Consider the following 21,267-nt stretch of genomic DNA (forward strand, 5'->3'; position numbering starts at 1 on the left):
CGCCCACCCACACGCCGAGCGGCGCCAGCGGCAGCAGGACCAGCGACGTGGCCATGTTGCGCATGTCCAGCAGGCCCAGCCATGCGTAGGGAATCCACTTCGACAGGTTGATGACGAAAAAGAAGAACGCCAGGGTAGCGGTGAATTTGAGCGGGCTCAGGCGCAGGGGGATGACATAGGCGCTGATGGGCGGGCCGCCGGCATGGGCCACAAAACTGGTGAAACCCGAGGTCGCGGTCAACAGCGCACCCAACCACTTCGGCGGCGGTGGGCTGTCGGGCCGGGGAGGAAAAAGCAGCCGCTGCGCCAGAAACAGCAAAGTGAAAAAACCCACGATGCCGGCCACGACCCTGCCGTCAAGCAGGCTGAACAACAAGGCACCGACCAGCGTGCCCACCAGGCCGCAAGGCAACAGAAACTTGAGCAGCTTCAGGTCGAAGTCCTTGCGGAAAGCCGCCATGCCAAGCAGGTCCATCAGCAGCAGCACTGGCATCAGGATGGCCGCCGCCTGCGGCACGGTCACCGCCATGGCCATCATGGGCACGGCCAGCGAGCCGAAACCTGCCCCGAAGCCGCTTTTGCTGACTCCCAGCAGTAACACGGCGGGAACCGCCACGGCGTAAAAGAACGGGTCAGTGATGAGCGGAAAGGTCACGGGCTTGCAGGCAAAAGCTGTCGATTATCACGCTTGCAAGGGCGCCGGCGCTGCCAGTCTGCACCGCAGACAGATCGGCGTGAACCGGTATTTATGCATGAAATCGGCCTCTATCCCTTTAAGGACAGGCGCAAGTAGCTATTGTTTCAGGAGCAACATCCCTCTGCAGGGGCAAGCCGCTTCAATCGTGCGTTTCCAGGCCCAGGTAGGCTTTCTGGATTTCCGGGCGTGTCAGCAGCTCGCTGGCCTGGCCTTCCGCAACGATGCGGCCCTCTTCCATCACATAGGCGCGGCTGGCGATTTCCATGGCCATGGCCACGTTCTGCTCCACCAGCAGCACCGAGGTGCCCTGCGCATTGATCTGGCGGATGATGCGAAACATGTCCATCACGATCAGCGGTGCCAGGCCCAGGGACGGCTCGTCAAGCAGCAGCAGCGTGGGCTGCGCCATCAGCGCGCGGCCGATGGCCACCATCTGCTGCTGACCGCCCGACAGTGCGCCGGCCGGGCTGTCCAGCTTGGCCTTGAGTGCCGGGAACAGCGACAGCACATGCTCGAGCGAAGCCTTGCGGTGGGCCTTGGCCTTGCCGATGAAACTGCCGAGCTCCAGGTTGTCCAGCACCGTCATCTGGGTAAACAGCCGCCGCCCTTCGGGCACGATGGCAATGCCTTCGCCGCAGAAGCGGTGGCTGGCCAGCTGCGTGATGTCCTTGCCGTTGAATCGCAGGCTGCCTTCGCGCACGCGGTGCATGCCGGCGATCGCATTGATCAGCGTGGTCTTGCCGGCGCCATTGGGACCGACCACACACACCAGCTCACCGGGCTGAACCTCCAGCGAGACACCCCACAGTGCCGGTGCAGCACCGTAATTGACAGAGATATTGGTGACTTCAAACATGGGGTGTCCCCAGGTAAGCGCTGACGACTTCGCTGTTTTGCATCACTTCCTGTGCCGGGCCGACGGCGATCAGCTTGCCGTAATTGAGCACCGCCACGCGGTCGGCCAGCGCCATCACCGCGCGCATGACGTGCTCGACAAACACAATGGTCGCGCCGCGGTCGCGGATCTTGCGGATCAGCGCAATTGCCTCGTTGATCTCGCCCGGCGTCAGCCCGGACAGCACCTCGTCGAGCAGCACCAGGCGCGGGCGCGAGGCCAGCGCACGGGTGAGTTCAAGAAACTTGCGCTGGTGCAGGTTCAGGTCGTCGGGCAAGGCATCGGCCTTGGCCTGCAGGCCGGTGAACGCCAACCACTTCCAGGCCTCCGCCGTGGCTTGTTCGTGGTTCATCGCGGAACCACCGAACATGGCCACCAGCGCCACGTTCTGCAGCACGGTCAGATGCGCGAAAGGCCTGGGGATCTGGTAGGTGCGCGCAATGCCGGCCTGTGCAATGCTGTGCGCTTCCAGGCCGGCAAGCTGCCGGCCCTCGAAAAACATCTGCCCGCCGGTGGCCGGGAAATGCCCACTGACCACATTGATGAAAGTCGACTTGCCCGACCCGTTGGGCCCGAGCAGGCCGAGGATTTCGCCTTCGTGCACCTGCAGGCTCACGCCGTCGAGCGCCTGCACGCCCTTGAACGCCTTGGACAGGTTCTGCACGTCCAGCAGCACCTTGCCGGTGGAGGCCGGTGCCGCGGCCCCGGACGCGGCTGCGTCCTGCGCCGCCTGAACCGGCGGCACCGATCGCCGGCCCGCCGTGCGCTTGAGGAGATAGCCGAGGATGCCATTGGGCATGAACAGGATCACCAGCACCAGGATCACGCCAACCGCTGCCTTGCCGGCAATCGGGTTGTTGCCCGCCGTGAAGAAGTACATCAGGCAGGTGATCGCCACCGCGCCCACCGCCGGCCCAGCCCAGTGGCGCGTGCCGCCCAACACACTCATGAGCACCACGGTCAGCGGCACCACGATGGTGAAGGTCTCACCGGCCGTGACATAGGAAACAAACAGCGCATGGATGCCGCCGGCCAGGCCGGCCAGCGCACACGAGATGCCGAAAGCCAGCAGCTTGTAGCGAAAGGTCGGCACGCCCATGACCTCCGCCACGTCTTCGTCGTCATGGATGGCAAACAGGCCCAGGCCCAGACGCGACGCGTGGATTCGGTAGGAGATCAGCATGGTGGCCACCGCGCCTATCAGCGCCATCAGGTAGATTGACGAGGATGCCGTCGGCCCCAGCGCCGGGATCGCCACTGCGTTGAGGTAGATACCGGGCCCACCGTCGATGCGCGTGTTCAGCACGATGGTGCCCACCACAAAGGTGATGGCCAGGGTCAGCAGCGCAAACAGCTCGCCGCGCACCGCCTTGACGCGAAACACCACCGCGCCCAGCGCCATCCCCAGCAGCGCCGCCAGCAGCGCGGCGGCGGGCAGTGTCCAGAGAAACGGCCAGTTCAGGTTGGCCGACAGCCCGGCCGAGGTGTACATGCCGATGCCGAAAAACGCACCGTGGCCGAAGGAAAAGTAACCTGAATAGCCCGACAGGATGTTCCAGGACAGCGCCAGGATCATCCAGTGGCACAGCAGGTACAAAAAGGACTCGTAGAAGGATGGCAGGCCCAGCCAGGGCACGCTGGCCAGCAGCGCCCCCGCGGCGAGGATGCCGATGATTGTTTTGTTCATTTTTCTACAGCTTTCCGGGACGAAACAGCAGCATCACGATCAGCAGCGAAAACGAGACGATGGGTGCCCATGAGGGCGCGGCCACGGCCATGGTGACGGCCTCGCTCACGCCGATGATGATGCCAGCCACCAGCGGGCCAAGCGCGCTGCCCAGGCCGCCCAGCATGACCGCCGCAAACACCACGCCGACCCAGGCAAATATCTGCGAGGGTGTCAGCGTGAAGGTCAGCGCCAGGCAGATGCCGGCCACGGCCGCCAGTGCCGCGCAAATACCGGCCAGCGCCAGCGACATGCCTTTCTGGTTGATGCCGAAAGCCGAGGCAATCGGCCCGTCCTCGGCCATGGCGCGCAAGGCCTTGCCGAGGTCGGTGTAACGCATGGCTGCCCAGATCAGCAGCGACAGGCTCACTGCAATCACCAGCGTCACCAGTTCCGGCACCGGGACGTAGAGCGAGCCGATGGTGAACTTCTGTTCGTTGTAATGCGTCTCGAGGCGTCGGAAGTCCGCCGTCCAGATCGCCTGGATGATGCTTTCCATCACCACCGTAATGCCGAAGGTGACCAGCAGCGAATTGAAAGGCGAGATCGCAAACCGCGACAGCACCCACTGCATGCCCACGCCGAACGCAAAAAACAGCGGCGGCAGGATCAGCAGGGTCAGCAGCGGGTCCACATGCCACACCGTGGCCATGTGGTAACTCATGTAGGCGGCCAGGAACACCAGGCCGAAGTGGGCCAGGTTGATCTGGCGCAGCATGCCCCAGGTCAGGCCCAGCCCGAGACCGATCAGGCCGTAGAGGCCGCCGATGAAAATCCCCGAGAGGATGGACTGGGCAAGCAGGTTGAAACTCGGGAAACTCATCTGCGGCTCGTGGCTTCAGTTGGTCTGCAGCTTGACACCGGCTGGTGCAAACTGCGCCGGGTGGATCACGACCCACTTGCCGTTTTGCACCTGCTTGATTTTCATGAGGTCGTCGCCGTAGTTGCCGGGGCCGTCAAAACGCAGGCGGCCATGGATGGTGTCCACGCGGTTCTTGCGCAGCCAGGCGCCAATCGCCTTGTCGTCGAAGCTGTTGGCACCGCGTACGCCGGCCTCCAGGATCTGCCAGGCCGAGTACGAGGCAGCGGCCTGCACCTCGACCGAGGTGTCGGGCAGATTGGCCTTGGCGGCGCGTTCGTTGAAGAGTTTGACAAATTCGGCCGCGACAGGATTGGCGGTGAACGGTGCGTGCTCCTCGAAGATCGTCAGCGACAGCGCATTTTTCCCGTCGGGCGACTTGGTCATGGGTCCGGGCGCAGGATAGGTGTGGAAGTGCAGCGGCGGCACGTAATCTATTTTTTTCATCGCGTCGAGCAGCATGTTGCCCTCCAGGCCGATGTCACCGACCCAGACCAGGTCGGGCTTGGCGTCCTTGACACGCGCGGCAATCGGCCCGAAATCGCGGTTGCCGAAATCCCATTCGAGAAACAGCACCTCCTGCAGGCCGCGTTTTTTGGCGACTTCGCGTGCGCCCAGCGACATGAAATGGATGGACGGGAACTTGCTGGTGACAAAAGCGACTGTTTTCGGCGGCTTGGCTGACGCGGCCAGGGCGTCGAACACCGAGTTCGGCACCGTCGTGCCCGGCTCGGAGCCGAGCGACCAGGCCGGAAACGCCATCTCGTACTTGGCCAGATGAGGAATGCCGAAGGTGTGGTGCACCAGCACCTTGTTGTAGCGCTGCGCCACGCCCATGGCCGAGAGAATCGCCCCGGTGGCGTAGGGGCCCATCAGCAGGTCCACCTTGTCGGAAGTGACGAATTGCTCGTACAGCGTGCGGGCCAGTTCCGGTTTGGACTGGTCGTCCTTGACGATCCACTCAACCTTGCGGCCCAGCAGGCCCCCCTTGGCATTGAGCTGTTCCACATAAATCTCGCCGACCAGCTTGTGCGTCAGTGCGGTGGTGGCCAATGGGCCGGTCAGCGCCAGCGTGCTGCCGATGCGCAGGGGCGCGGGCGCCTGCGCGGAAGCCGGCATGCCGGCAAGTAGCGCCGCGCTGGCGGCAGCTGTGGTTAGAAGTGCTTTCAAGAATTTCATGGTTTGTCTCCTGTTGATTTATAGGTAATGCCGCGGGAAAACTTGTGTCTCAGTCGATCTGCGCGCCCGAACGCTTGACCAGCTCGGACCATTTGGAAATTTCAGCCCGGCCGAATGCGGCCAGCTCATCGGGCTTCATGTTGCGCAGCTCCAGGCCTTGCGCACCCAGCTTTGCAGTGACGTCGCCATTGGCCAGCACCTGGCTGGCCGCATCGCGCAGCCGCGCCAGCACCGGTGACGGTGTGGCGGCAGGTACGTACAACATGAACCATGCCACCAGGTCAAACTCGCCCGCGCCCTGCTCGCTGATAGCTGGCACCTCGGGGGCGGCGGCACTGCGTTTGGTGCTGGAAGCGCCCAGCGCGCGCAGCTTGCCGGCCTTGATGTGCGGCAACACGGCGGCGGGGTGATAGAACATGAACTGAACCTGGCCGGCCATCACGTCGGACATAGCCAAGCCGCCTTCCTTGTAAGGCACATGCACCATCTCTCCGCCCAGCCTGGCCTTGAGCAGCTCACCGGCCAGATGGCCCGAGGGGCCATTGCCGGCCGAGGCAAAACTCACTCCGCCGGGCTTGCCAGCCAGCGCGCCGAGATCCTTCACCGACTTCAGCGGCGAGTTCGCCGCCACCACCAGCAGGGTTGGCGTGTAACCGGCAAAAGCGACAGGCGCAAAGTCCTTCAGCGGGTCGTAAGGCAGCTTCTTGTACAGCGAGGCATTGATCGCGTGGGTGCCCACCGTGCCCATGACGAGGGTGTAGCCGTCCGCCGGCGATTTGGCCACCAGGTCGGAGCCGATCACACCACCGGCACCGGCCCGGTTTTCCACCACCACCATCTGGCCCAACGGCCTGGCCAAGGCTTCCGCGAAAACGCGCGAAATGATGTCGGTGGTGGTGCCGGGGCCAAAGGGCACGATCAGTTTGACGGGCCGCGAAGGGTAGTCTTGGGCCAGCACGGCTGCCGGCGCCAGGCTCAGGCCGGCCGCCAGCAGTGTGCACGCGGCCAGCAGCTTGCGCCGGCGTGCCATTGGCGAAGACAGGGAATGCAAGGGGACTGGATTCATGAAGTGGTTTCCTGGGAAGGTGTGTTGGCAGCGCGCGGCGCCCAGCCGTCGCGAAGTTCCGCGTTGTGTTCGCCCAGCAGGGGCGGCGCCGTGACATCGAGGGTGCGTTCGCCGTCAAAGGAGATGGGCGAACGCACGGTGCGAAAGCGCCCGATCACCGGGTGCTGCGTTTCGACAAACAGCTGGAGATGTTTGGCCTGCGCGTCCTCGGGAACCTCCGCCGTCGTGTACATCGGCGAGTAGGGCACGTCATTGGCCTCCAGCCGCTGGCACCAGTCGACGCGGTCACGCAGGCAGAAGATGGCCCCCAGCACCTGCATCAGGTCCTCCTGGTGTTCGATACGCGCCGGCCGGCTGGCAAAACGTTCGTCCTCGAAAATATCGGTCCGCTCCATGGCGGTGGCCAGGCCTTGCCAGAACTTTTCGGGCGAAGACATGTGCAGCGCCAGCCACTTGCCATCCGAACACTGCAGCACGTAGGACTGCGACACACTGGGCCGGCTGAAAGGACCCATGACTTCGTCTACCGAAAACAGGTGTGTGAAGGCGTCGAGGTTGAAATGCGTCATGGCTTCAAACATGGAGACTTCCACCTTGCGCCCCACGCCGGTGCTGTGCCGCTCGTGCAGCGCACCCAGGATGCCGTAGGCCGCGTAGTACCCGGTCACGGAATCGGCAATCGCCGGGCCCACGACCCGCGGGTTGCCGGGGTTGACCAGCAGGCGCAGGTAGCCGCTGGCGGCCTGCGCCACCGTGTCGTAACTCGGGCGATGCGCAGCCGGGCCGGTAGGACCGAACCCGCTGATAGCGCAATAGATCAGCCGGGGATTGAGGGCGCGCAGGCGCTCCTCGCCCGCGCCGATCTGCTCGGCAAAGCCTGGCCGGAAGTTCTGGATGTAAACATCGGCCTCCCTGATCAGCGCATCGAACTGCGCCAGGTCATCCGCCTGCTTGGTGTTGAGCGTGATGCTGCGCTTGTTGCGGTTGTAGGTCTGGAAGTGCGGGCTGTACAGGCCGCCCTTGAAGGCCCGGAAGGGGTCGCCCGTGCCCGGCAATTCGACCTTGACCACGTCGGCGCCCAGGTCGGCCAGCAGCATGGAGGCCGCCGGCCCGGTGATGAAGGTGCCGTGCTCGACGACACGCACGCCCTGAAGGACTTTGGTCATGCGCGATGCCCCGTCGGCAGCGCGCCGGTGTATTCCAGTTCGCGCGTGGCCTGATAGGAGAGCGCAAAGCCGATAGGGTCGCTGAGTTCCTCGTTCAGGTGCGCAATCAGGCTGGCGGTGCGCGCCAGCATGGGCACGCCCTTGAGCGCATTGACCGGGAAGCCCACACCCAGCAACACGGCGGGAATCGCGCCGGACACATTGAGCTTGAGGTCCTTGCCGACAACTTCAGGAATCACCGCCTCCACTGCGCGCGCAATCTCGACGTAACGCTGGCCGCCGCCGGCCTTCGCCGAAACTTCAAATAGCTTGCCGACACGCGGATCCAGCGTCTTGTGTTCGGGATGTCCATAACCCGCGATGGGCTGCTTGCGGGCACGCAGGTCGGCGAGTACCACGCGCGCTGCGGCAAGCATGTCGCCCTGGTGGTTTTCCGCCTCCTTCTCGATCGCCAGGTACAGGCGTCCGGCGGTTTCCGAGGCACCGAGGATCACCGATCCCGAACCGAGAATGCCGGCTGCCACCGCGCCCTGCATGGCGTCCGGCGCGGCGGCCAGCGTCATGCGCGCGGCCTGCACGCTGGGCACCAGGCCATGCTCGGCAATCGCCACGAGTGTGGCATTGAGCACGGCACTGGTTGCGGCGTCGGCGCGGCGGCCGGTGACCAGCAGGAAAAAGTAGTCGCCGAAATTGATCTGGCCGATCAGCTCATTGGCGAGGTCGGCACCGCGAACAACGATGGTGTTTTCGTTCGAGGTGCAGATGGCGGAGCGGGGCACGGTGGCCTTGCCGATTTTCAAATGATTCTCCAGTGATGTGCGGTGAACGTTTCAGGCCGCGGGAACCAGCTTGAAGTCGTAATGGGCGCTATGGAAGGGCTTGTCCATGACCTTGCCGTCGGGGGCTGTGCCGGCGACGTGCGACGCAAAATCCACGATCAGGCTGTTGCGCACGCCGAACACGGCGTCCGAGTCGATGTACGGGCTGTTGGCCACAAAGATGTGTGTCGTCAGGCGCTCGTGGCCCGGTGCGTGGAGCATCATGTGCATGTGGCCCGGGCGGTTGGGGTGGCGCCCCATGCGGCGCAGCATGACGCCCACTGGTCCATCGTCGGGTACCGGGTAGAAAGTCGGCTTGATGGACCAGAAGCGGTAGTTGCCTTCCGCATCCGTATAAAAGCGGGCGCGCAGGACCATGCCCACATCCTCGCCCTTTTGCATGTCGTAAACACCTTCGCCGTCTCCCGACCACACGTCCACCGCACAGCGGGCAATCGGTTGGCCTGCCAGGTCGGTCACGCGCCCGTGGTAATAACACGGCTCGCCGGGGCTGCCCGCGCCGATGTCGGCGCCCAGTTCCAGCTCCGGTGCACCTTCCCAGTAGAACGGGCCCTGCACGGTGGCCTCGGTCGGCACGTCCTCGCCGCTGCGGGCCTTGTGCGCCGCCGCCCCCCTGGCCTGGGCGATGGCGACCACCAGCATGGAAATGCCCAGCGTGTCGGACAGCAGGATGAACTCCTGGCGCTTCTCGTCGCACATCTTGCCGGTGGCGGTGAGGAACTGGATGGCGGTCATCCACTCGTCGGGTGTGAGCTGCACATCCTGCGCGAAGGCATGCGCGTGTTTCACCAGCGAAGTCATCACCTGCCTGAACCGGGCGTCCTGGCAGTCGGCCATGCGATCGACCACGGCCTGCGCCAGGTCCTTTGCTTCAAGTTGTGCCATTTTTGTCTCCTGTTGTAGTGCGTGCCTGGTGGCGTGCACATGAAAATATGAACGCAGTCTAGGACCTCACGTGAGTTGCCGGAAGTGATTAATTTGCACGGTTATCATCGATGCCATCAATGGCAAAAAAACCAAGGTTTTCATGGAACTCCGTCATGTCCGCTACTTCGACGCCGTGGCCGAAACCCTGAACTTCACGCGCGCCGCCGAACGCTTGCACGTCACCCAGTCCACGCTGTCGCATCAGATCAGGCAAATGGAGGACGAGCTCGGCACCCTGCTGTTTGACCGCAGCGGCAAGAAGGTCCGAATGACGGAGGCCGGTGAAATCCTGCGCAGCTACATGACGCCGGCACTCGAGCAGATCGACCGCGGCGTGCAGGCCCTGCGCGGCGACGCCGAAACCCTGACCGGCAGCATCCGGCTGGGCACCACGCCCAGCTTTAACACACGCATGGTGCCGCTGTGCGTTTCTTCCTTTCTCCACCACTACCCGGGCATCCAGGTGACGGTAGAGGAGCTGTCTGCCGCCATGATCGCCAGGCGCCTGGCATCCGGCCACCTGGACCTGGCCGTGTCGTACCGGCCCGAGGGCTCGGACCTGTGGTTCGAGCCGCTTTACAACGAGGAGCTGCGCCTGGTGGTGGCGACCTCGCACCCGCTGGCAAAGCGGCGGCGTGTGCGCATGGTGGAGCTGCACCATGTACGCATGGTGTTGCTGCATCCGCAGTTCCAGACGCGGCAGCTGCTGGACGAATGTTTCGAGGCCGCAGGCGCCACGCCACTGGTGGTGGCGCAGCTCAATTCCGTTGCGCCGATGATCGAGCTGATCCGCCAGACCGAACTGGCCGGCATCATTGGTGAAACCGCCGTCTCGCCTTCTGCCGACCTGCGGGTGGTGCCGCTGGAAGACCCGACCCCGATACGTACACCCGGCATGCTCTGGCAAAAAGGTGCCACGCGCTCGCCGATGATCAAGCACTTCGCCGACATCATCCGCCGGGCCGCAGGTCCGGCGGGGTAAGCGCTGCGAACTTACAGGACCGTGCATGCCTGCTCAAAGGAGAGGCGCGGGTTGCGGTCGAACAGCTTGCTGTCGTCGCCGTAACCCAGGTTGATCAGGAAATTGGCCTGCAGGCGGCCATCGGGGAAAAATTCCGCATTCACCTTGGCCAGGTCCACACCGCTCATGGGTCCGCAGTCCAGGCCCAGGGCGCGCGCCGCCATGATGAACCAGCCGCCGCCCAGCGTGCCGTTGCGTGTGGCCGTGCCTTGCGCCAGCGCCGGGTTGCTCTCGAAGTTCTCCTTCGCGCCCGGCTTGTGCCAGAGCTGCGGCATGTATTCGTAGAACTTCGTGTCATTGGCGACGATCACGGTGACAGGCGCATCCCGCGTCTTGTCCAGGTTGCCGGGCGACAGCGCCGGAAGCAGCCGGGCGCGCGATTCCGGGGTGAGCAGGAACACAAAACGCGCAGGCTGGGTGTTCATCGAGGTCGGGCCCATGCAGGCCAGTTCGTACACCTGTTTCAACAAGGCAGTGGGCACCGGCTGGCCATTGAAGCCGTTGGCGGTGCGCGCCTTGAGAAATAACTGGTCGAGGCAGGAAGCGGAAATTTGCATGATGGATATCTCTTGGGGAAAGTGAAAAAATGGAAAATCAGTCGGGCGTGATGCCCAGGTCGCGAACCAGTTTGGACCAGCGCTCGACATCGCGCTTGACCAGCACCCGCGTCTCGGCCATCGACAGGCTCAGCGAGCGGCCACCAGCCTTGCGGAAGATGTCGCTCATCTCCCGCGAGGCGATGACGGTTTCCAGGTCGGCGCGCAGCCGCTCCAATACCCGGGGCGGTGTTTTCGCCGGCGCGAAAAGGCCGAACCATGACTCGAGGTCCAGCCTGGCCACACCGCTTTCCATGATGGTGGGCACATCGGGCAAGGTCGGCTGCCGCGTCAGTCCCGACACCACCAGGGCGCGGGCATTACCGGCCTCGATCTGTGGACGCGCCGTGGGCGACAGGTCAAAGAAAAAATCGACACGGCCGCCCAGCAGGTCCTGGTAGGCGGCCTGCGCGCCCCGGTAGGGAATGTGCGTCAGCTCCACCCCCGCCTGCTGCCACAGGGCTGCGGCAATCACGTGCTGGCCCGAGCCGTTGCCGGCCGATGCATAGGTAAGCCGCGAGGGATTGGCTTTGGCAAAGGTGATGACCTCCTTCAACGACTTGTAAGGCAGGTCCTTGCGCCCCATCAGCGTGTAGCCATAGGCCACGGCCAGGCCCAGTGGCTCGAAATCGCGCAGGCTGTTGTAGGGCGGATTGCGGTACAGGCCCATGTTGATCGCGAGGTTGGACACCGAGCCGACCAGCAGCGTGTAACCGTCCGGCTCGGCCTTGGCGGCCAGGTCGGTGCCGATGAGCGTGCCGGAGCCGGTGCGGTTTTCCACCACCACCGGCTGGCCCAGGGATTTGCCAAGCCGTTCAGCCAGCACCCGGCCCACAAAATCAAACCCGCCGCCCGGCGGCTGCGGCACGATCACACGCAAGGGCTTGTTTGGAAATGCGCCTTGCGCAAAACCGGGGCTGGTGCCGCACACGGCGATGGCGGCCAGCGCCGCTCTGCGGGTCAGGGTCTCAGTCATGGCAAGTCTCCTTTTTTTGAGTGGGCAAACGAATTGCCAAACCCCTGTCACCGGGGAAAGTTCAGCGCTCCAGCACGCCGCCGGCCAGCCAGCGCGCGCCGCGCCGGTACAACTCGTCAACCACGGGCCCCTTGAGCATGGGCATGTCGAGCTTGACGGTGTAGCCAATGCGGGTCTGGATATAGGCGAGGTGGCGGTAACCTTCGGGAAACGCCTCCAGTGCCTCGGCATCGAGCGAAATACTGGCCGTCGAATCGACCGGGTCGATGCGGTCTTTTTCGTAAATGGGCTGGCGGTGCAGCAGCTTCCACCGGCCTTCGTGCTTCTGCACGAAGTCATAGAAGCGGCCGGTGCAGACCACGTCGCACAGCACCGGACCCCGGTTTCCCTCGACCATGCCGCGCTGGGAGATCGTCATCTTGGTCTGCGCGATGGCGCGCTCGCCTGTCACCTCGACGGCCGAGCCGCCGAGGAAATGCAGGATGCTCACGCCTTTGGCCCAGCCCTCTTTCGTCACGCGGATGAAGTCCGCAAAAGGTCCCTGGAACCAGGTGGCCATCATCACGCCTTCCGGGTGCCAGACAGTGGCAAAACGGTCCCAGTCACCGGCATCGCGCCAGACTGCCCAGCGTTCCACCATCTGGCGGATCAGCAGCTCGTCTTCCATGGCCGGGGTCGTGTTGCTGTTCATGGGTTTGTTTCCTTTTGTGGATGAGGGGTGGGCAGGCGGCCCTCCGGCGAGTCGTCGTAGTCCACCTGGTGCCGGGCCACGCGCAGGTCGGCCAGCTCGTGCTTGACGCGCTGGTGCTCCGGGTGCGTGGCGTACGCTTCGAGCGCAGCCTGTGTCTCGAACTCCGTGTACAGAACCACATCGCAGGCATAGTCAACGCCGCTGGAGTCAATACCAACCTCGAGATGCAGCATCCCGGGAATGCGCCCGCGCAGCGACTCGAAACTGCGCTTGAGCAAGGTGCTACCCTCGGCTTTTTCTGCCGGTGTGTCGCCGCGCAGGTTCCACATGACGATGTGTTTGATCATTCGGGAAACCCGGCTTTCTGCGGCCACAGGTTCACGAAGGCATGGATGCTGCTGCTCGCGTAAACCCCCGCACGGGTGAAAGGTTCGTCCGCCAGCCAGGCCTGCGCCGCCTCGCGCGAGTCAAAGTCAATCGCCAGCAGGCTGCCGATCATGGTCTGACCGTCATCGGCAACCAGCGGTCCGGCGAAAGCGATGCGGTCTGCCACGGCCGCCAGGTAGGCCTTGTGTTCGGGCCGCATGCGCTGGCGCAACTCGCTTCTGCCGGGCTTGTCGAGCAGGAAAAACGTATGAATCACTTGATCTGGCCGCTTGAATTGGCCTGGACCGGTCGAACCGGGTTCAGGACAAAGTTGAAATCCAGGCTGTAAACGCCGTCGGGCTGCCTGACCCAGTCGGCCACCAGCGACTGGCGCACGCCGAACACGGCGTCCGAATCCAGGTAGCTGTCGCCGCTACGGAATACATGCGTGACCAGCTTTTCATAACCCGGCGCCGTGATCATGAAATGCAGGTGCGCCGGCCGCCAGGGATGGCGTTTCGTGGCACGCAGCATGTCGCCCACCGGCCCGTCCACAGGGATGGGATAGGCCTCGGCCACGATGGTCCTGAAATGGAAGCGGCCGTCCGCGCCGGAGATGAGCACACCGCGCGCCCGGTGCTGCTCCAGGTCCGGGTACTGCACGTCGTAGTTGCCCCTGTCGTCGGCCTGCCAGACTTCAATCACCGCGCCGGCCACCGCCTCGCCGGCCAGGCCCAGCACCCGGCCGCGCACGATGCAGGGCTCACCCGCCGCACCGTTGGCCACATCAGCACCGTGTTCGTAATGCGGCGCGCCTTCAATATGGAAGGGGCCGAACACCGTGGCTTCGGTACAGCCTTGCGGCTTGTCATTGTTCATGGCCACGGTCAGCATGGACAGGCCCAGCGTGTCGCTGAGCAAAATGAATTCCTGGCGCCTGTCGTCGCATTTCTGTCCGGTGGCAGTGAGAAATTCAATGCCGGCCAGCCATTCTTCTTCGGTCAGTTTCACTTCACGGGCAAAGGCATGCAGGTGCTGCACCAGGCTGGTCATCAGTTCTTTCAGGCGCGCATCAGGCGTGCCTGCGAATCGCGCAATCACCGCCTGGGTGATGGTGTCCTGGTTGAGGTTACGCACGTCAGGCCTTTCGCAGGTCCGCCTCAGGGCGGGCCTGCGTCCCCTCGGGGGTCGGCGAACAAATGTGAGCGTGGGGATGCATGTTTTTCCTCGGGTTAGCTCTCTGAACCACAAATGTAGGAGGCAGGCAGAATTTGTAGAAGCCGGCGGGCGAAAATGACTTTTTCACGCGGCGGAAGAAACGGTGCGCAGCCTGCCCCACAATGCAGACCACCACAAGGGCTGGCAAATGGAGACTGGGCTTGGACCGCTGGACTGAAATCGAACTCTTTGTGCAGGTGGCCGAAACCGGCAGCCTGAGCCGCGCCGCCGAAGCACTGGACCTGTCCAATGCGGCCGCGAGCCGGCATCTGTCGGCGCTGGAAGAGCGCCTGGGCGCCCGGCTGGTGGAGCGCAACACGCGCCGGCTTTACCTCACCGATACCGGCCAGGAATTTTTCAGCCGTGCCAAAACCATCCTGTCGGACCTCAAGGATGCGGAGTCGGCCGTCAACGCCACCGCCCTGAACCCGACCGGCATGCTGCGCATCACCGCCTCGCTGTCGTTTTCACTGCACCATGTCGCGCCGCTGCTGCGCGAATACACGCAGCGCTACCCCAATGTGACGGTGCATGTCGAAGCCGCCAACCGCTACCTGGACATCATCGACAACAACATCGACGTGGCCATCCGCACCCGCGAGATCGAGCCCGACTCCAACATCACCATCCGCCGCCTGGGCGAGACGCGGCGCATCCTTGCCGCCTCACCGCGCTACTTTGCGCAGCACGGTTTTCCCAAAACACTGGAAGAGCTGCACCGGCACAAGCTGCTGATCTACACCTACGCGAACAACCCGAACGAGCTGCGCTTCACGCGGGACGGCGAAACCACCACGGTGACGGTGAAGGGCCTGCTGGAATCGAACGACGGCCAGATCCTGCGCGCGGCAGCACTCGACGGCATGGGCATCCTGGTGCAGCCAACCTACATCCTCTACAACGACATCGTGGCCGGGCGCCTGGTGCCGGTGCTCGACGACTGGGACCTGCCGCACCTGACCATCAACCTCGCTTATCCCAGCCGTAAACACCTGTCGGCCAAGGTGCGCACCTTCATCGACTTCATGGCCGAACATTTCGCCAAACAGGACTACGAGCGCAAGTGGACCGGACGGTTCGGGGTGTACTGAGATGGCGGGCGTTTTGCACACCGACGTGCTGATCGCTGGCGGCGGCCCCTGCGGCCTGATGCTGGCCAACGAACTCGGGCGGCGCGGCGTACGCTGCCTGCTGGTGGACCCCAAACCCGGCACCGCCTTCAACCCGCAGGCCAATGCGACGCAGGCGCGCACCATGGAGCATTTCCGCCGCCTGGGTTTTGCCGGCGAGATCCGCGCCCAGGGCCTGCCGGCCGACCACCCGACCGACATTGCCTACTTCACGCATTACACCGGCCATGAGCTGGCCCGCATGCAGCTGCCCACCGCCGCGCAAGCGGTGAAGAACATCAAGGCCATGGGTGGCTCCTGGAGTGCCGCCGAGTTGCCGCACCGCGTGTCGCAGAAGTTTGTCGAAGCCACCTTGCGCCGCCACGCCGAAGCCCTGCCCGGCATCGATGTGCGCTACGGCTGGGCGCTGGAGGGTTTTGAAGACCGCGGCAGCCACGTGCAAGCCCAGATGCGCGCTACTGCTGACGGCGAAGCCCTTGAAGTGCAGGCCGCGTACCTGGTCGGCGCCGACGGCCCGCGCAGCCTGGTGCGCAGCACGCTGGGCATCGCGTGGGACGGCGCCAGCGGTGTCAGGCGCGAGTTCATGGGCGGCAAGATGTTTGCGGTGTATCTGCGTGCGCCGGATTTTTACACCGTGTTCCCGCACGCCCGCGCCTGGATGTATGTGTCGGTCAATGCCCGGCGCCGCGCCTTCATGGCCTCGGTGGACGGCCAGTCGGAATTTGCCTTTCACGCCGCCGTGCACGAGGGCGAGGATGCCGATGGCTGGACCGCCGATGATGCGCAGCGGATTGTCGATGAAGCCATGGGCGCGCATGTGGCCATCGAGGTGTTGTCGGTCGGCACCTGGATCGCCGGGCATTCGCTGGTGGCGCAAAGCTTCCAGCGCGGGCGTGTTTTCATAGGCGGGGATGCAGCCCATCTGTTCACGCCGACCGGCGGGCTCGGCTACAACACCGCGGTGGAAGACGCCGTCAACCTCGGCTGGAAGCTGGCCGCCGTGGTCCGCGGCCAGGCGCCGCCGCCGTTGCTGGACAGCTACGGGCCGGAGCGCAAACCGCTGGCCGAACGCAACACTGCCTACGCCTGGCGCTTTGCCGATTCGGTCGGCAGCTTCCGCGCCACCGACCTGCTGGAGCAGGAAGATGCCGGGGGGCAGGCCGAACGCGAACGCGCCTCCAGCTACCTGAACCAGCACGTTCGCCTGGAGTTCAACATTCCCGGCGTGACCTTTGGCGGGCGTTACGACGGCTCGCCGCTGATCGTGAAAGACGGCAGCACGGCGCCGCCGGACGAAGCCGGCAACTACCAGCCGAGTGCCAGCCCCGGTGGCCGCGCGCCGCACGCCTGGCTGGAAGACGGCTCCTCTCTGTACGACAGTTTCAACTTTGAATGGACGCTGCTGGTGCTGGGGCCGGACGCGCCTGGCACCCAGGGCTTTGTCGACGCAGCAGCGGCGCTGGGCCTGAACCTCCAGGTTGTCACGCACGCATCGGAAACACTGCGGGCGCTGTATGAAGCGCCGCTGGCCTTGATCCGCCCCGACCAGATCGTGGCCTGGCGCGGCCACCACGCCGGGCAGGCGCTGCAGCTGCTCGCCCAGGCCAGCGGCCACCCTCCGCGTCCGGACCCGGATTGCTCCTGAATCAATAGCTGCCAGCCCTTATCCGGAAAGGGCCAGGGGTCGATTTCGCTTATAGCCTTGGGCCGGAATCGGCGTAAGCCATTTGCTGTGCCACAAAACCGTCGAACGCCGCCAGCAGCGGCTGGAATTTTTCGGCATCACCCTCCAGCTGGGCCAGCGCCGCACAGGTAGCCTCCAGCGTGGACAGCTGGTCAGGCTTGTGGGCGCGGCGAATCAGGTAGTTCGACGCCGGCATGCCCTGCAGCGACAGGCGTGGCAGGTGCTGCAGCCAGGGGTTGAGGTAAAGCATCTTGCGGCTCTTGCGCCAGGTGCCGTCGAGCACGATCAGCCGCAGCAGCGACGGGTCCTGCAGCACGCCTGGCGCCAGCGCAGGCGGCTCCGGCCAGCCAGCAGCACGGTCGGAAGGCAGGTCGGGGTACAGCAGGAGCTTGTGCCTGGTGCTTCCGGGCGGCTGCCAGTCGCCAGGCGCAAACACTTCACCGGTGAGCAGCCGGCTGGACGGCAGGCTCAGTTGCAGCAGGCGTGCCGTCCCCTTGGGGTTGTCCACTTCCAGAGGATGTTGCAGGATCAGCACCTCGACTTCGTGCGCCACCGGCGTGATCCAGCGGCAGATGCAGTTGCTCCGCGGCCGCAGGCAGGTGGTGCAGCGCAGCCTCCTGTTCACCGGCCGATCATCGCGAGGTAGGCCTCGCGCGTCCGCGGATCCACCGATTCGAGCAGTTGCTGGTACGGTGTCCGGTGCCGGGCCATCATGCGGGCCGAAGCGATGTTTTTGGAGCGGCAGTACCAGTGGCAGGTGTGCTGCATCAGAAACAGTTCGGCCGAGAGCGTGTAGGCCTTGTCGCGCGGTGAACGGCCCACCGCGTTTTTTGCCGCGCGCGCTATCCCCTGCGCGTGGACGGCCAGGGCACGCCGCATGTCGAAGGTGTTGTCGGGAAAAAACCGGTCGGCTTCAGGCAGGAACACAGGCAGCTTGCTGACGCGGGCATCGGCCACATCCACGGCCGAGAAATCCGCGGTGAAGCGACTGAACTGCTCCACCAGCTGTTCCTCGGAGGCCGCCAGCATGTTCCAGATCTGTGTTTGCCGCTCCGGGTCTTTTTCGCCCAGCGCCCGCAGGTAGCCTTCGGTCAGGCTTTCCATCAGCTTCTCCACCTGGTACCTGCCCAGATGGCTGGCCAGCAGCGTGATGCGCCTGGCCTGGGCTTTCGATTTCAGCCGGTAGGCGCCGAAGGCGACTCCCACCAGAATAAGAAGAATTATTTCCATCACTACATGTACAGGTCATTGAGCAGGACCTCAGTGTAGTGGCCGCCCACATCTCAATCGCGTGGCCGCGTCCCCTCGTAGGCATCCTGCAGCAGTTGCCGTATCGCCCTGCGCTCCAGCGCCCGCGGATTCGGATACTGGTTCTGCATGGCGATGTCGCAGGCCTTGTCAAGGTCGGCTTCCTTCATGCCGATGTCCCGCAGCGCCACCGGTGCGCCATGGTCCTTCGCCAGGTCGAACACGGCCTGCGCTGCACTGCCTGCCTGCAGCGCGGCGGCGATGGCCGCCATGGCCTGCGGCGCGGCGGCGGCGTTGTAGGCCAGGGCATGCGGCAGCACGATGGTGTGGGTCTCGGCATGCGGCAGGTTGAAACTGCCGCCCAGCGTGTGGCACAGCTTGTGGTGCAGGGCCATGCCCACATTGCCCAGCACGGTGCCGCAGAGCCAGGCGCCGTACAGGGCGTCGCTTCTGGCGACCAGGTCATTAGCTACGTTTTTGATAGCTGGTAGCGCCCGCCCCATGGCGGCTATGCCCTCTTTCGCCATCAAGTCCATGACGGGGTTGCTGTCCACCGAATACAGGCCTTCGGCGGCGTGGGCAATCGCATTGATGCCGCTGGTGATGCTCATGCTGACCGGCAGGCCCAGCGTCAGCTCGGGGTCGTAAATCACCGTGCGCGGCAGCACGCGGCTGTCCTTGCCGGTTTTTTTCATCCCTCCCTCGGTGATACCGTAGATCGGCGTCATCTCCGAGCCTGCATAGGTGGTGGGAATCGCCAGGATGGGCAGGCCGGAGTCCAGCGCGATCGCCTTGCCCAGCCCGGTGGTGGAGCCGCCGCCGATGGCGACCGCGCAATCGGCGCCAAGTTTGCGGGCCAGTTCGCGCGCTTCACGCGCGGTTTCCATCGGCACATGCATGACGGCGCGGTCGAACACGCCGGCGGCACGCGGCCCCAGCAGGCCGGCAATCATCTCGGCCGAAGCGCGCTGCTCCGGCGTGGACAGCACCAGCGCCCTGCGCGCGCCCAGCGCCTCGATCTCGCGGCCCATGTGCTGCAGGCTGCCGGCGCCAAAAACGACGCGTGCCGCCTGCGCGTTGTAGACAAAACTTTTCATGGCTTCTCTTGTAAATCGGCGGATAGACCTGCACTGCGTTCGACGGTCTTGATGATGGCAGCGTAATCGTCCTGGCCGTCCCCCTGCGCCATGGCTGCATGCATCAGCTGGTGCGTCAGGGCGGTCTGCGCCAGGGGCGCGTGCACGGCCTCGCCCGCACCCAGGATCAGGTCGAGGTCCTTGATCATCTGCCCGACTGTAAATGTCGGCGTGAAGTCACGCTGCGAAAGCTGCACCGCCTTGGCCTTGACGATGGGCGAGGCCACCGCACTCGCGCCCAGCACCTGCCACATGTCGCCCCAGACCAGCCCGCCCTTGCGGCCCAAGGTCAGGGCTTCGGCCAGCATCGCGCTGGTCTGCGCAATCATCAGGTTGACCACCAGCTTCATCAGGCGCGCCTGTTCGGCCTCGCCGAGGTAAAACTGGTTGGGGCCCAGGGTCTTGAGCAGGGGCAGCACGGCGTTATAGGCTGCGCGCGGCCCGGACGCCATCACCGTGAGTTGCGCGGCCTCCGCCATCCTGTTGTTGCCCGAGACCGTGGTGCGCAGGTAGAACACGCCGGCGGCTGCCAGCTCCCCGGCAACCTCGGCCGAGGCCGTCTGCGACACCGTGCTGGTGTCCATGTAGATTGCGCCGCGCCGCGCCGATCGCGTCACCTGCGCGGCCACCTGGCGCAGGGCTGCATCGTCGGGCAGCGAGGAAAGCACCACGTCGGCGCGGCCCATGGCTGTAGCGGCGTCTTCCGCCACCGCCAGGCCCTGTCGCCGGGCGAGCTGGAGGCGCTCATCGCCGGGGTCGCTGACGGTCACCGCATGGCCGGCCGCCTGCAGGTGCCCGGCCATGGGCAGCCCCATCTTGCCGATGCCGGCAACGTGCACCACTGCCATCACTGGCCCTTGAGAGCGGCCGCTTTGGCAATCCGCGCTGCGGCATCCACCTCTGTCTTGATGAAGGCATTGAAAGCCTCGACCGACAGGGGGAAGGGATCGGCACCGAGTTTGTTCATGCGCTCCTTGACCTCGGGGTTGGCCATGGCCTTGAGGGCCTCTTCATGCAGGCGTTTGACCACAGGCGCGGGCGTGCTGCTGGCCACAATCATGCCAACCCAGAAGGTGTAGTCCGAACCGGCCACGCCGGCCTCGACCGTGGTGGGCACCTGCGGCAGCGACGGCGAACGCGTGGGCGTGCTGACGGCCAGCGCCTGCAGCTTGCCGTCTTTCACCAGGGGCAAAGCCGAGGCCAGCGGCGCGAAGAACCAGTCGTTGCTGCCGCCGATGACATTGGTCATCGCTTCCGGCGTTCCCTTGTAAGGCACATGCAGGGCTTCGATGCCGGCCTGCAAGCGGAATTTCTCCGCATTGAGGTGGGTCGCGCTGCCGACGCCAGCCGACGCGTAGTTGAGCTGGCCCGGCTTGGCCCTGGCGGCGGCCACCAGATCGGCCACCGACTTCCAGCCCTTGGCCGGGTTGACCACCAGCACGTTGGGCAGGGCCGCCAGCGGCGTGATGCCGGTCAGGTCCTTGAGCGTGTCGTAGCCGATGGTGCTGTAGATTGCCGGGTTCAGCGCATGGCCCGACGAATGCACCAGCACGGTGTAGCCGTCGGCCTCGCCCTTGGCCACCTGGCCCGCGGCAATGGTGCCGCCGGCGCCCGGCTTGTTCTCGATCACGATGGGTTGCCCCATGCTTTTGCTCATGGTGTCGGCGATGCTGCGCGCAATCAGGTCGGTGCCGCTGCCGGCCGTGAAGGGCACGAGGAACTTGATGGGTTTGTTCGGGTAGCCCTGGGCCATCGCGCTGCCTGCGATCAGCAGGCTCACGGCGAGAAAAATGAAGCGTTTCATGGTTTGTCTCCTGGGTTTGATATAAAAACGGGTCTCTGCCCTT

At 64.7% G+C, this 21,267-nt stretch carries 23 protein-coding genes; 3 read left to right on the forward strand and 20 right to left on the reverse strand.

The annotated features are described in order from the left end of the window. The 9 genes from WA904_RS07835 to WA904_RS07875 all read right to left on the reverse strand — a co-directional run. Nucleotides 1-655: TSUP family transporter (locus tag WA904_RS07835; protein ID WP_425196569.1), on the reverse strand; the 655-nt coding region annotated here is incomplete at its 3' end. 181 nt (nt 656-836) lie between these two features. Further along, the gene (locus WA904_RS07840) at nt 837-1,553 is read right to left on the reverse strand and encodes an ABC transporter ATP-binding protein (protein ID WP_425196570.1); all 717 of its coding nucleotides are present in this window, start codon (nt 1,551-1,553) and stop codon (nt 837-839) included. Beyond that, nucleotides 1,546-3,279, reverse strand: a complete 1,734-nt coding sequence (locus WA904_RS07845; protein WP_425196571.1) for a branched-chain amino acid ABC transporter ATP-binding protein/permease — start codon at nt 3,277-3,279, stop codon at nt 1,546-1,548. Before WA904_RS07845 ends, WA904_RS07840 begins: the two co-directional genes overlap by 8 nt. 4 nt (nt 3,280-3,283) lie before the next feature. Beyond that, nucleotides 3,284-4,141: a branched-chain amino acid ABC transporter permease gene (locus WA904_RS07850; protein WP_425196572.1), complete on the reverse strand. Its 858-nt coding sequence runs from the start codon at nt 4,139-4,141 to the stop codon at nt 3,284-3,286. Between the two features lie 15 nt (nt 4,142-4,156). Further along, nucleotides 4,157-5,356: an amino acid ABC transporter substrate-binding protein gene (locus WA904_RS07855; protein ID WP_425196573.1), complete on the reverse strand. Its 1,200-nt coding sequence runs from the start codon at nt 5,354-5,356 to the stop codon at nt 4,157-4,159. A 49-nt stretch (nt 5,357-5,405) separates the two neighbouring features. Next, nucleotides 5,406-6,422, reverse strand: coding sequence for a Bug family tripartite tricarboxylate transporter substrate binding protein (locus tag WA904_RS07860; RefSeq protein WP_425196574.1), 1,017 nt, complete (start codon nt 6,420-6,422; stop codon nt 5,406-5,408). Next, nucleotides 6,419-7,588 carry a CaiB/BaiF CoA transferase family protein gene (locus WA904_RS07865; RefSeq protein WP_425196575.1) on the reverse strand — a complete coding sequence of 390 codons (1,170 nt, stop codon included), beginning with the start codon at nt 7,586-7,588 and terminating at the stop codon, nt 6,419-6,421. The genes WA904_RS07860 and WA904_RS07865 overlap by 4 nt, the downstream gene beginning before the upstream one ends. Further along, nucleotides 7,585-8,388: a citryl-CoA lyase gene (locus WA904_RS07870; RefSeq protein ID WP_425196576.1), complete on the reverse strand. Its 804-nt coding sequence runs from the start codon at nt 8,386-8,388 to the stop codon at nt 7,585-7,587. Before WA904_RS07870 ends, WA904_RS07865 begins: the two co-directional genes overlap by 4 nt. A 30-nt stretch (nt 8,389-8,418) precedes the next feature. Continuing rightward, nucleotides 8,419-9,312: a dioxygenase gene (locus tag WA904_RS07875; protein WP_425196577.1), complete on the reverse strand. Its 894-nt coding sequence runs from the start codon at nt 9,310-9,312 to the stop codon at nt 8,419-8,421. A gap of 142 nt (nt 9,313-9,454) precedes the next feature. On the opposite strand from WA904_RS07875, the gene WA904_RS07880 reads away from it, so the two are divergent. Continuing rightward, on the forward strand, nt 9,455-10,336 hold the full coding sequence (locus WA904_RS07880) for a LysR substrate-binding domain-containing protein (RefSeq protein WP_425196578.1): 882 nt from the start codon (nt 9,455-9,457) through the stop codon (nt 10,334-10,336). An 11-nt stretch (nt 10,337-10,347) separates the two neighbouring features. Here WA904_RS07880 and WA904_RS07885 read toward each other — a convergent pair whose 3' ends face one another. The 6 genes from WA904_RS07885 to WA904_RS07910 form a co-directional block, all read right to left on the reverse strand. Then, entirely contained in the window at nt 10,348-10,932 is a 585-nt protein-coding gene (locus WA904_RS07885; RefSeq protein ID WP_425196579.1) for a malonic semialdehyde reductase, read from the reverse strand. 37 nt (nt 10,933-10,969) lie between these two features. After that, entirely contained in the window at nt 10,970-11,947 is a 978-nt protein-coding gene (locus tag WA904_RS07890; protein WP_425196580.1) for a Bug family tripartite tricarboxylate transporter substrate binding protein, read from the reverse strand. 61 nt (nt 11,948-12,008) lie between these two features. Beyond that, entirely contained in the window at nt 12,009-12,638 is a 630-nt protein-coding gene (locus tag WA904_RS07895) for a nuclear transport factor 2 family protein (protein ID WP_425196581.1), read from the reverse strand. Next, nucleotides 12,635-12,985: a Dabb family protein gene (locus WA904_RS07900; protein ID WP_425196582.1), complete on the reverse strand. Its 351-nt coding sequence runs from the start codon at nt 12,983-12,985 to the stop codon at nt 12,635-12,637. The genes WA904_RS07895 and WA904_RS07900 overlap by 4 nt, the downstream gene beginning before the upstream one ends. After that, on the reverse strand, nt 12,982-13,281 hold the full coding sequence (locus WA904_RS07905; RefSeq protein ID WP_425196583.1) for a YciI family protein: 300 nt from the start codon (nt 13,279-13,281) through the stop codon (nt 12,982-12,984). Before WA904_RS07905 ends, WA904_RS07900 begins: the two co-directional genes overlap by 4 nt. After that, the gene (locus tag WA904_RS07910; RefSeq protein ID WP_425196584.1) at nt 13,278-14,141 is read right to left on the reverse strand and encodes an intradiol ring-cleavage dioxygenase; all 864 of its coding nucleotides are present in this window, start codon (nt 14,139-14,141) and stop codon (nt 13,278-13,280) included. Before WA904_RS07910 ends, WA904_RS07905 begins: the two co-directional genes overlap by 4 nt. A 242-nt stretch (nt 14,142-14,383) precedes the next feature. On the opposite strand from WA904_RS07910, the gene WA904_RS07915 reads away from it, so the two are divergent. Together WA904_RS07915 and WA904_RS07920 are read left to right on the forward strand one after the other, a co-directional pair. Continuing rightward, nucleotides 14,384-15,313: a LysR family transcriptional regulator gene (locus tag WA904_RS07915; protein WP_425196585.1), complete on the forward strand. Its 930-nt coding sequence runs from the start codon at nt 14,384-14,386 to the stop codon at nt 15,311-15,313. 1 nt (nt 15,314) lies between these two features. Next, nucleotides 15,315-16,997, forward strand: a complete 1,683-nt coding sequence (locus WA904_RS07920) for an FAD-dependent oxidoreductase (protein WP_425196586.1) — start codon at nt 15,315-15,317, stop codon at nt 16,995-16,997. A gap of 49 nt (nt 16,998-17,046) precedes the next feature. Here the strand turns inward: WA904_RS07920 and WA904_RS07925 are convergent, their stop codons facing one another. The 5 genes from WA904_RS07925 to WA904_RS07945 are packed head-to-tail and all read right to left on the reverse strand — an operon-like array spanning nt 17,047 to nt 21,224. Continuing rightward, the gene (locus WA904_RS07925) at nt 17,047-17,661 is read right to left on the reverse strand and encodes a tRNA-uridine aminocarboxypropyltransferase (protein ID WP_425196587.1); all 615 of its coding nucleotides are present in this window, start codon (nt 17,659-17,661) and stop codon (nt 17,047-17,049) included. Next, nucleotides 17,658-18,266 carry a hypothetical protein gene (locus WA904_RS07930; RefSeq protein WP_425196588.1) on the reverse strand — a complete coding sequence of 203 codons (609 nt, stop codon included), beginning with the start codon at nt 18,264-18,266 and terminating at the stop codon, nt 17,658-17,660. Before WA904_RS07930 ends, WA904_RS07925 begins: the two co-directional genes overlap by 4 nt. A 53-nt stretch (nt 18,267-18,319) precedes the next feature. Further along, nucleotides 18,320-19,381, reverse strand: coding sequence for a maleylacetate reductase (locus tag WA904_RS07935; protein WP_425196589.1), 1,062 nt, complete (start codon nt 19,379-19,381; stop codon nt 18,320-18,322). After that, nucleotides 19,378-20,268, reverse strand: a complete 891-nt coding sequence (locus WA904_RS07940; RefSeq protein ID WP_425196590.1) for an NAD(P)-dependent oxidoreductase — start codon at nt 20,266-20,268, stop codon at nt 19,378-19,380. The genes WA904_RS07935 and WA904_RS07940 overlap by 4 nt, the downstream gene beginning before the upstream one ends. Next, complete coding sequence (locus WA904_RS07945; RefSeq protein ID WP_425196591.1) at nt 20,268-21,224, reverse strand: tripartite tricarboxylate transporter substrate binding protein; 957 nt, start codon at nt 21,222-21,224, stop codon at nt 20,268-20,270. The genes WA904_RS07940 and WA904_RS07945 overlap by 1 nt, the downstream gene beginning before the upstream one ends. Nucleotides 21,225-21,267: the final 43 nt, after the last annotated feature.

The organism is Polaromonas sp. (genome assembly GCF_049790275.1).
Taxonomy (GTDB): domain Bacteria; phylum Pseudomonadota; class Gammaproteobacteria; order Burkholderiales; family Burkholderiaceae_C; genus Polaromonas.

What these genes read in the sequence shown, in the direction of transcription:
- WA904_RS07945 (WP_425196591.1), bottom strand. Translation starts at nt 21,224, where the DNA reads ATGAAACGCTTCATTTTTCTCGCCGTGAGCCTGCTGATCGCAGGCAGC.
- WA904_RS07850 (WP_425196572.1), bottom strand. Translation starts at nt 4,141, where the DNA reads ATGAGTTTCCCGAGTTTCAACCTGCTTGCCCAGTCCATCCTCTCGGGG.
- WA904_RS07885 (WP_425196579.1), bottom strand. Translation starts at nt 10,932, where the DNA reads ATGCAAATTTCCGCTTCCTGCCTCGACCAGTTATTTCTCAAGGCGCGC.
- WA904_RS07840 (WP_425196570.1), bottom strand. Translation starts at nt 1,553, where the DNA reads ATGTTTGAAGTCACCAATATCTCTGTCAATTACGGTGCTGCACCGGCA.
- WA904_RS07920 (WP_425196586.1), top strand. Translation starts at nt 15,315, where the DNA reads ATGGCGGGCGTTTTGCACACCGACGTGCTGATCGCTGGCGGCGGCCCC.
- WA904_RS07855 (WP_425196573.1), bottom strand. Translation starts at nt 5,356, where the DNA reads ATGAAATTCTTGAAAGCACTTCTAACCACAGCTGCCGCCAGCGCGGCG.
- WA904_RS07935 (WP_425196589.1), bottom strand. Translation starts at nt 19,381, where the DNA reads ATGAAAAGTTTTGTCTACAACGCGCAGGCGGCACGCGTCGTTTTTGGC.
- WA904_RS07895 (WP_425196581.1), bottom strand. Translation starts at nt 12,638, where the DNA reads ATGAACAGCAACACGACCCCGGCCATGGAAGACGAGCTGCTGATCCGC.
- WA904_RS07940 (WP_425196590.1), bottom strand. Translation starts at nt 20,268, where the DNA reads ATGGCAGTGGTGCACGTTGCCGGCATCGGCAAGATGGGGCTGCCCATG.
- WA904_RS07845 (WP_425196571.1), bottom strand. Translation starts at nt 3,279, where the DNA reads ATGAACAAAACAATCATCGGCATCCTCGCCGCGGGGGCGCTGCTGGCC.
- WA904_RS07875 (WP_425196577.1), bottom strand. Translation starts at nt 9,312, where the DNA reads ATGGCACAACTTGAAGCAAAGGACCTGGCGCAGGCCGTGGTCGATCGC.
- WA904_RS07900 (WP_425196582.1), bottom strand. Translation starts at nt 12,985, where the DNA reads ATGATCAAACACATCGTCATGTGGAACCTGCGCGGCGACACACCGGCA.
- WA904_RS07880 (WP_425196578.1), top strand. Translation starts at nt 9,455, where the DNA reads ATGGAACTCCGTCATGTCCGCTACTTCGACGCCGTGGCCGAAACCCTG.
- WA904_RS07860 (WP_425196574.1), bottom strand. Translation starts at nt 6,422, where the DNA reads ATGAATCCAGTCCCCTTGCATTCCCTGTCTTCGCCAATGGCACGCCGG.
- WA904_RS07890 (WP_425196580.1), bottom strand. Translation starts at nt 11,947, where the DNA reads ATGACTGAGACCCTGACCCGCAGAGCGGCGCTGGCCGCCATCGCCGTG.
- WA904_RS07930 (WP_425196588.1), bottom strand. Translation starts at nt 18,266, where the DNA reads ATGGAAATAATTCTTCTTATTCTGGTGGGAGTCGCCTTCGGCGCCTAC.
- WA904_RS07865 (WP_425196575.1), bottom strand. Translation starts at nt 7,588, where the DNA reads ATGACCAAAGTCCTTCAGGGCGTGCGTGTCGTCGAGCACGGCACCTTC.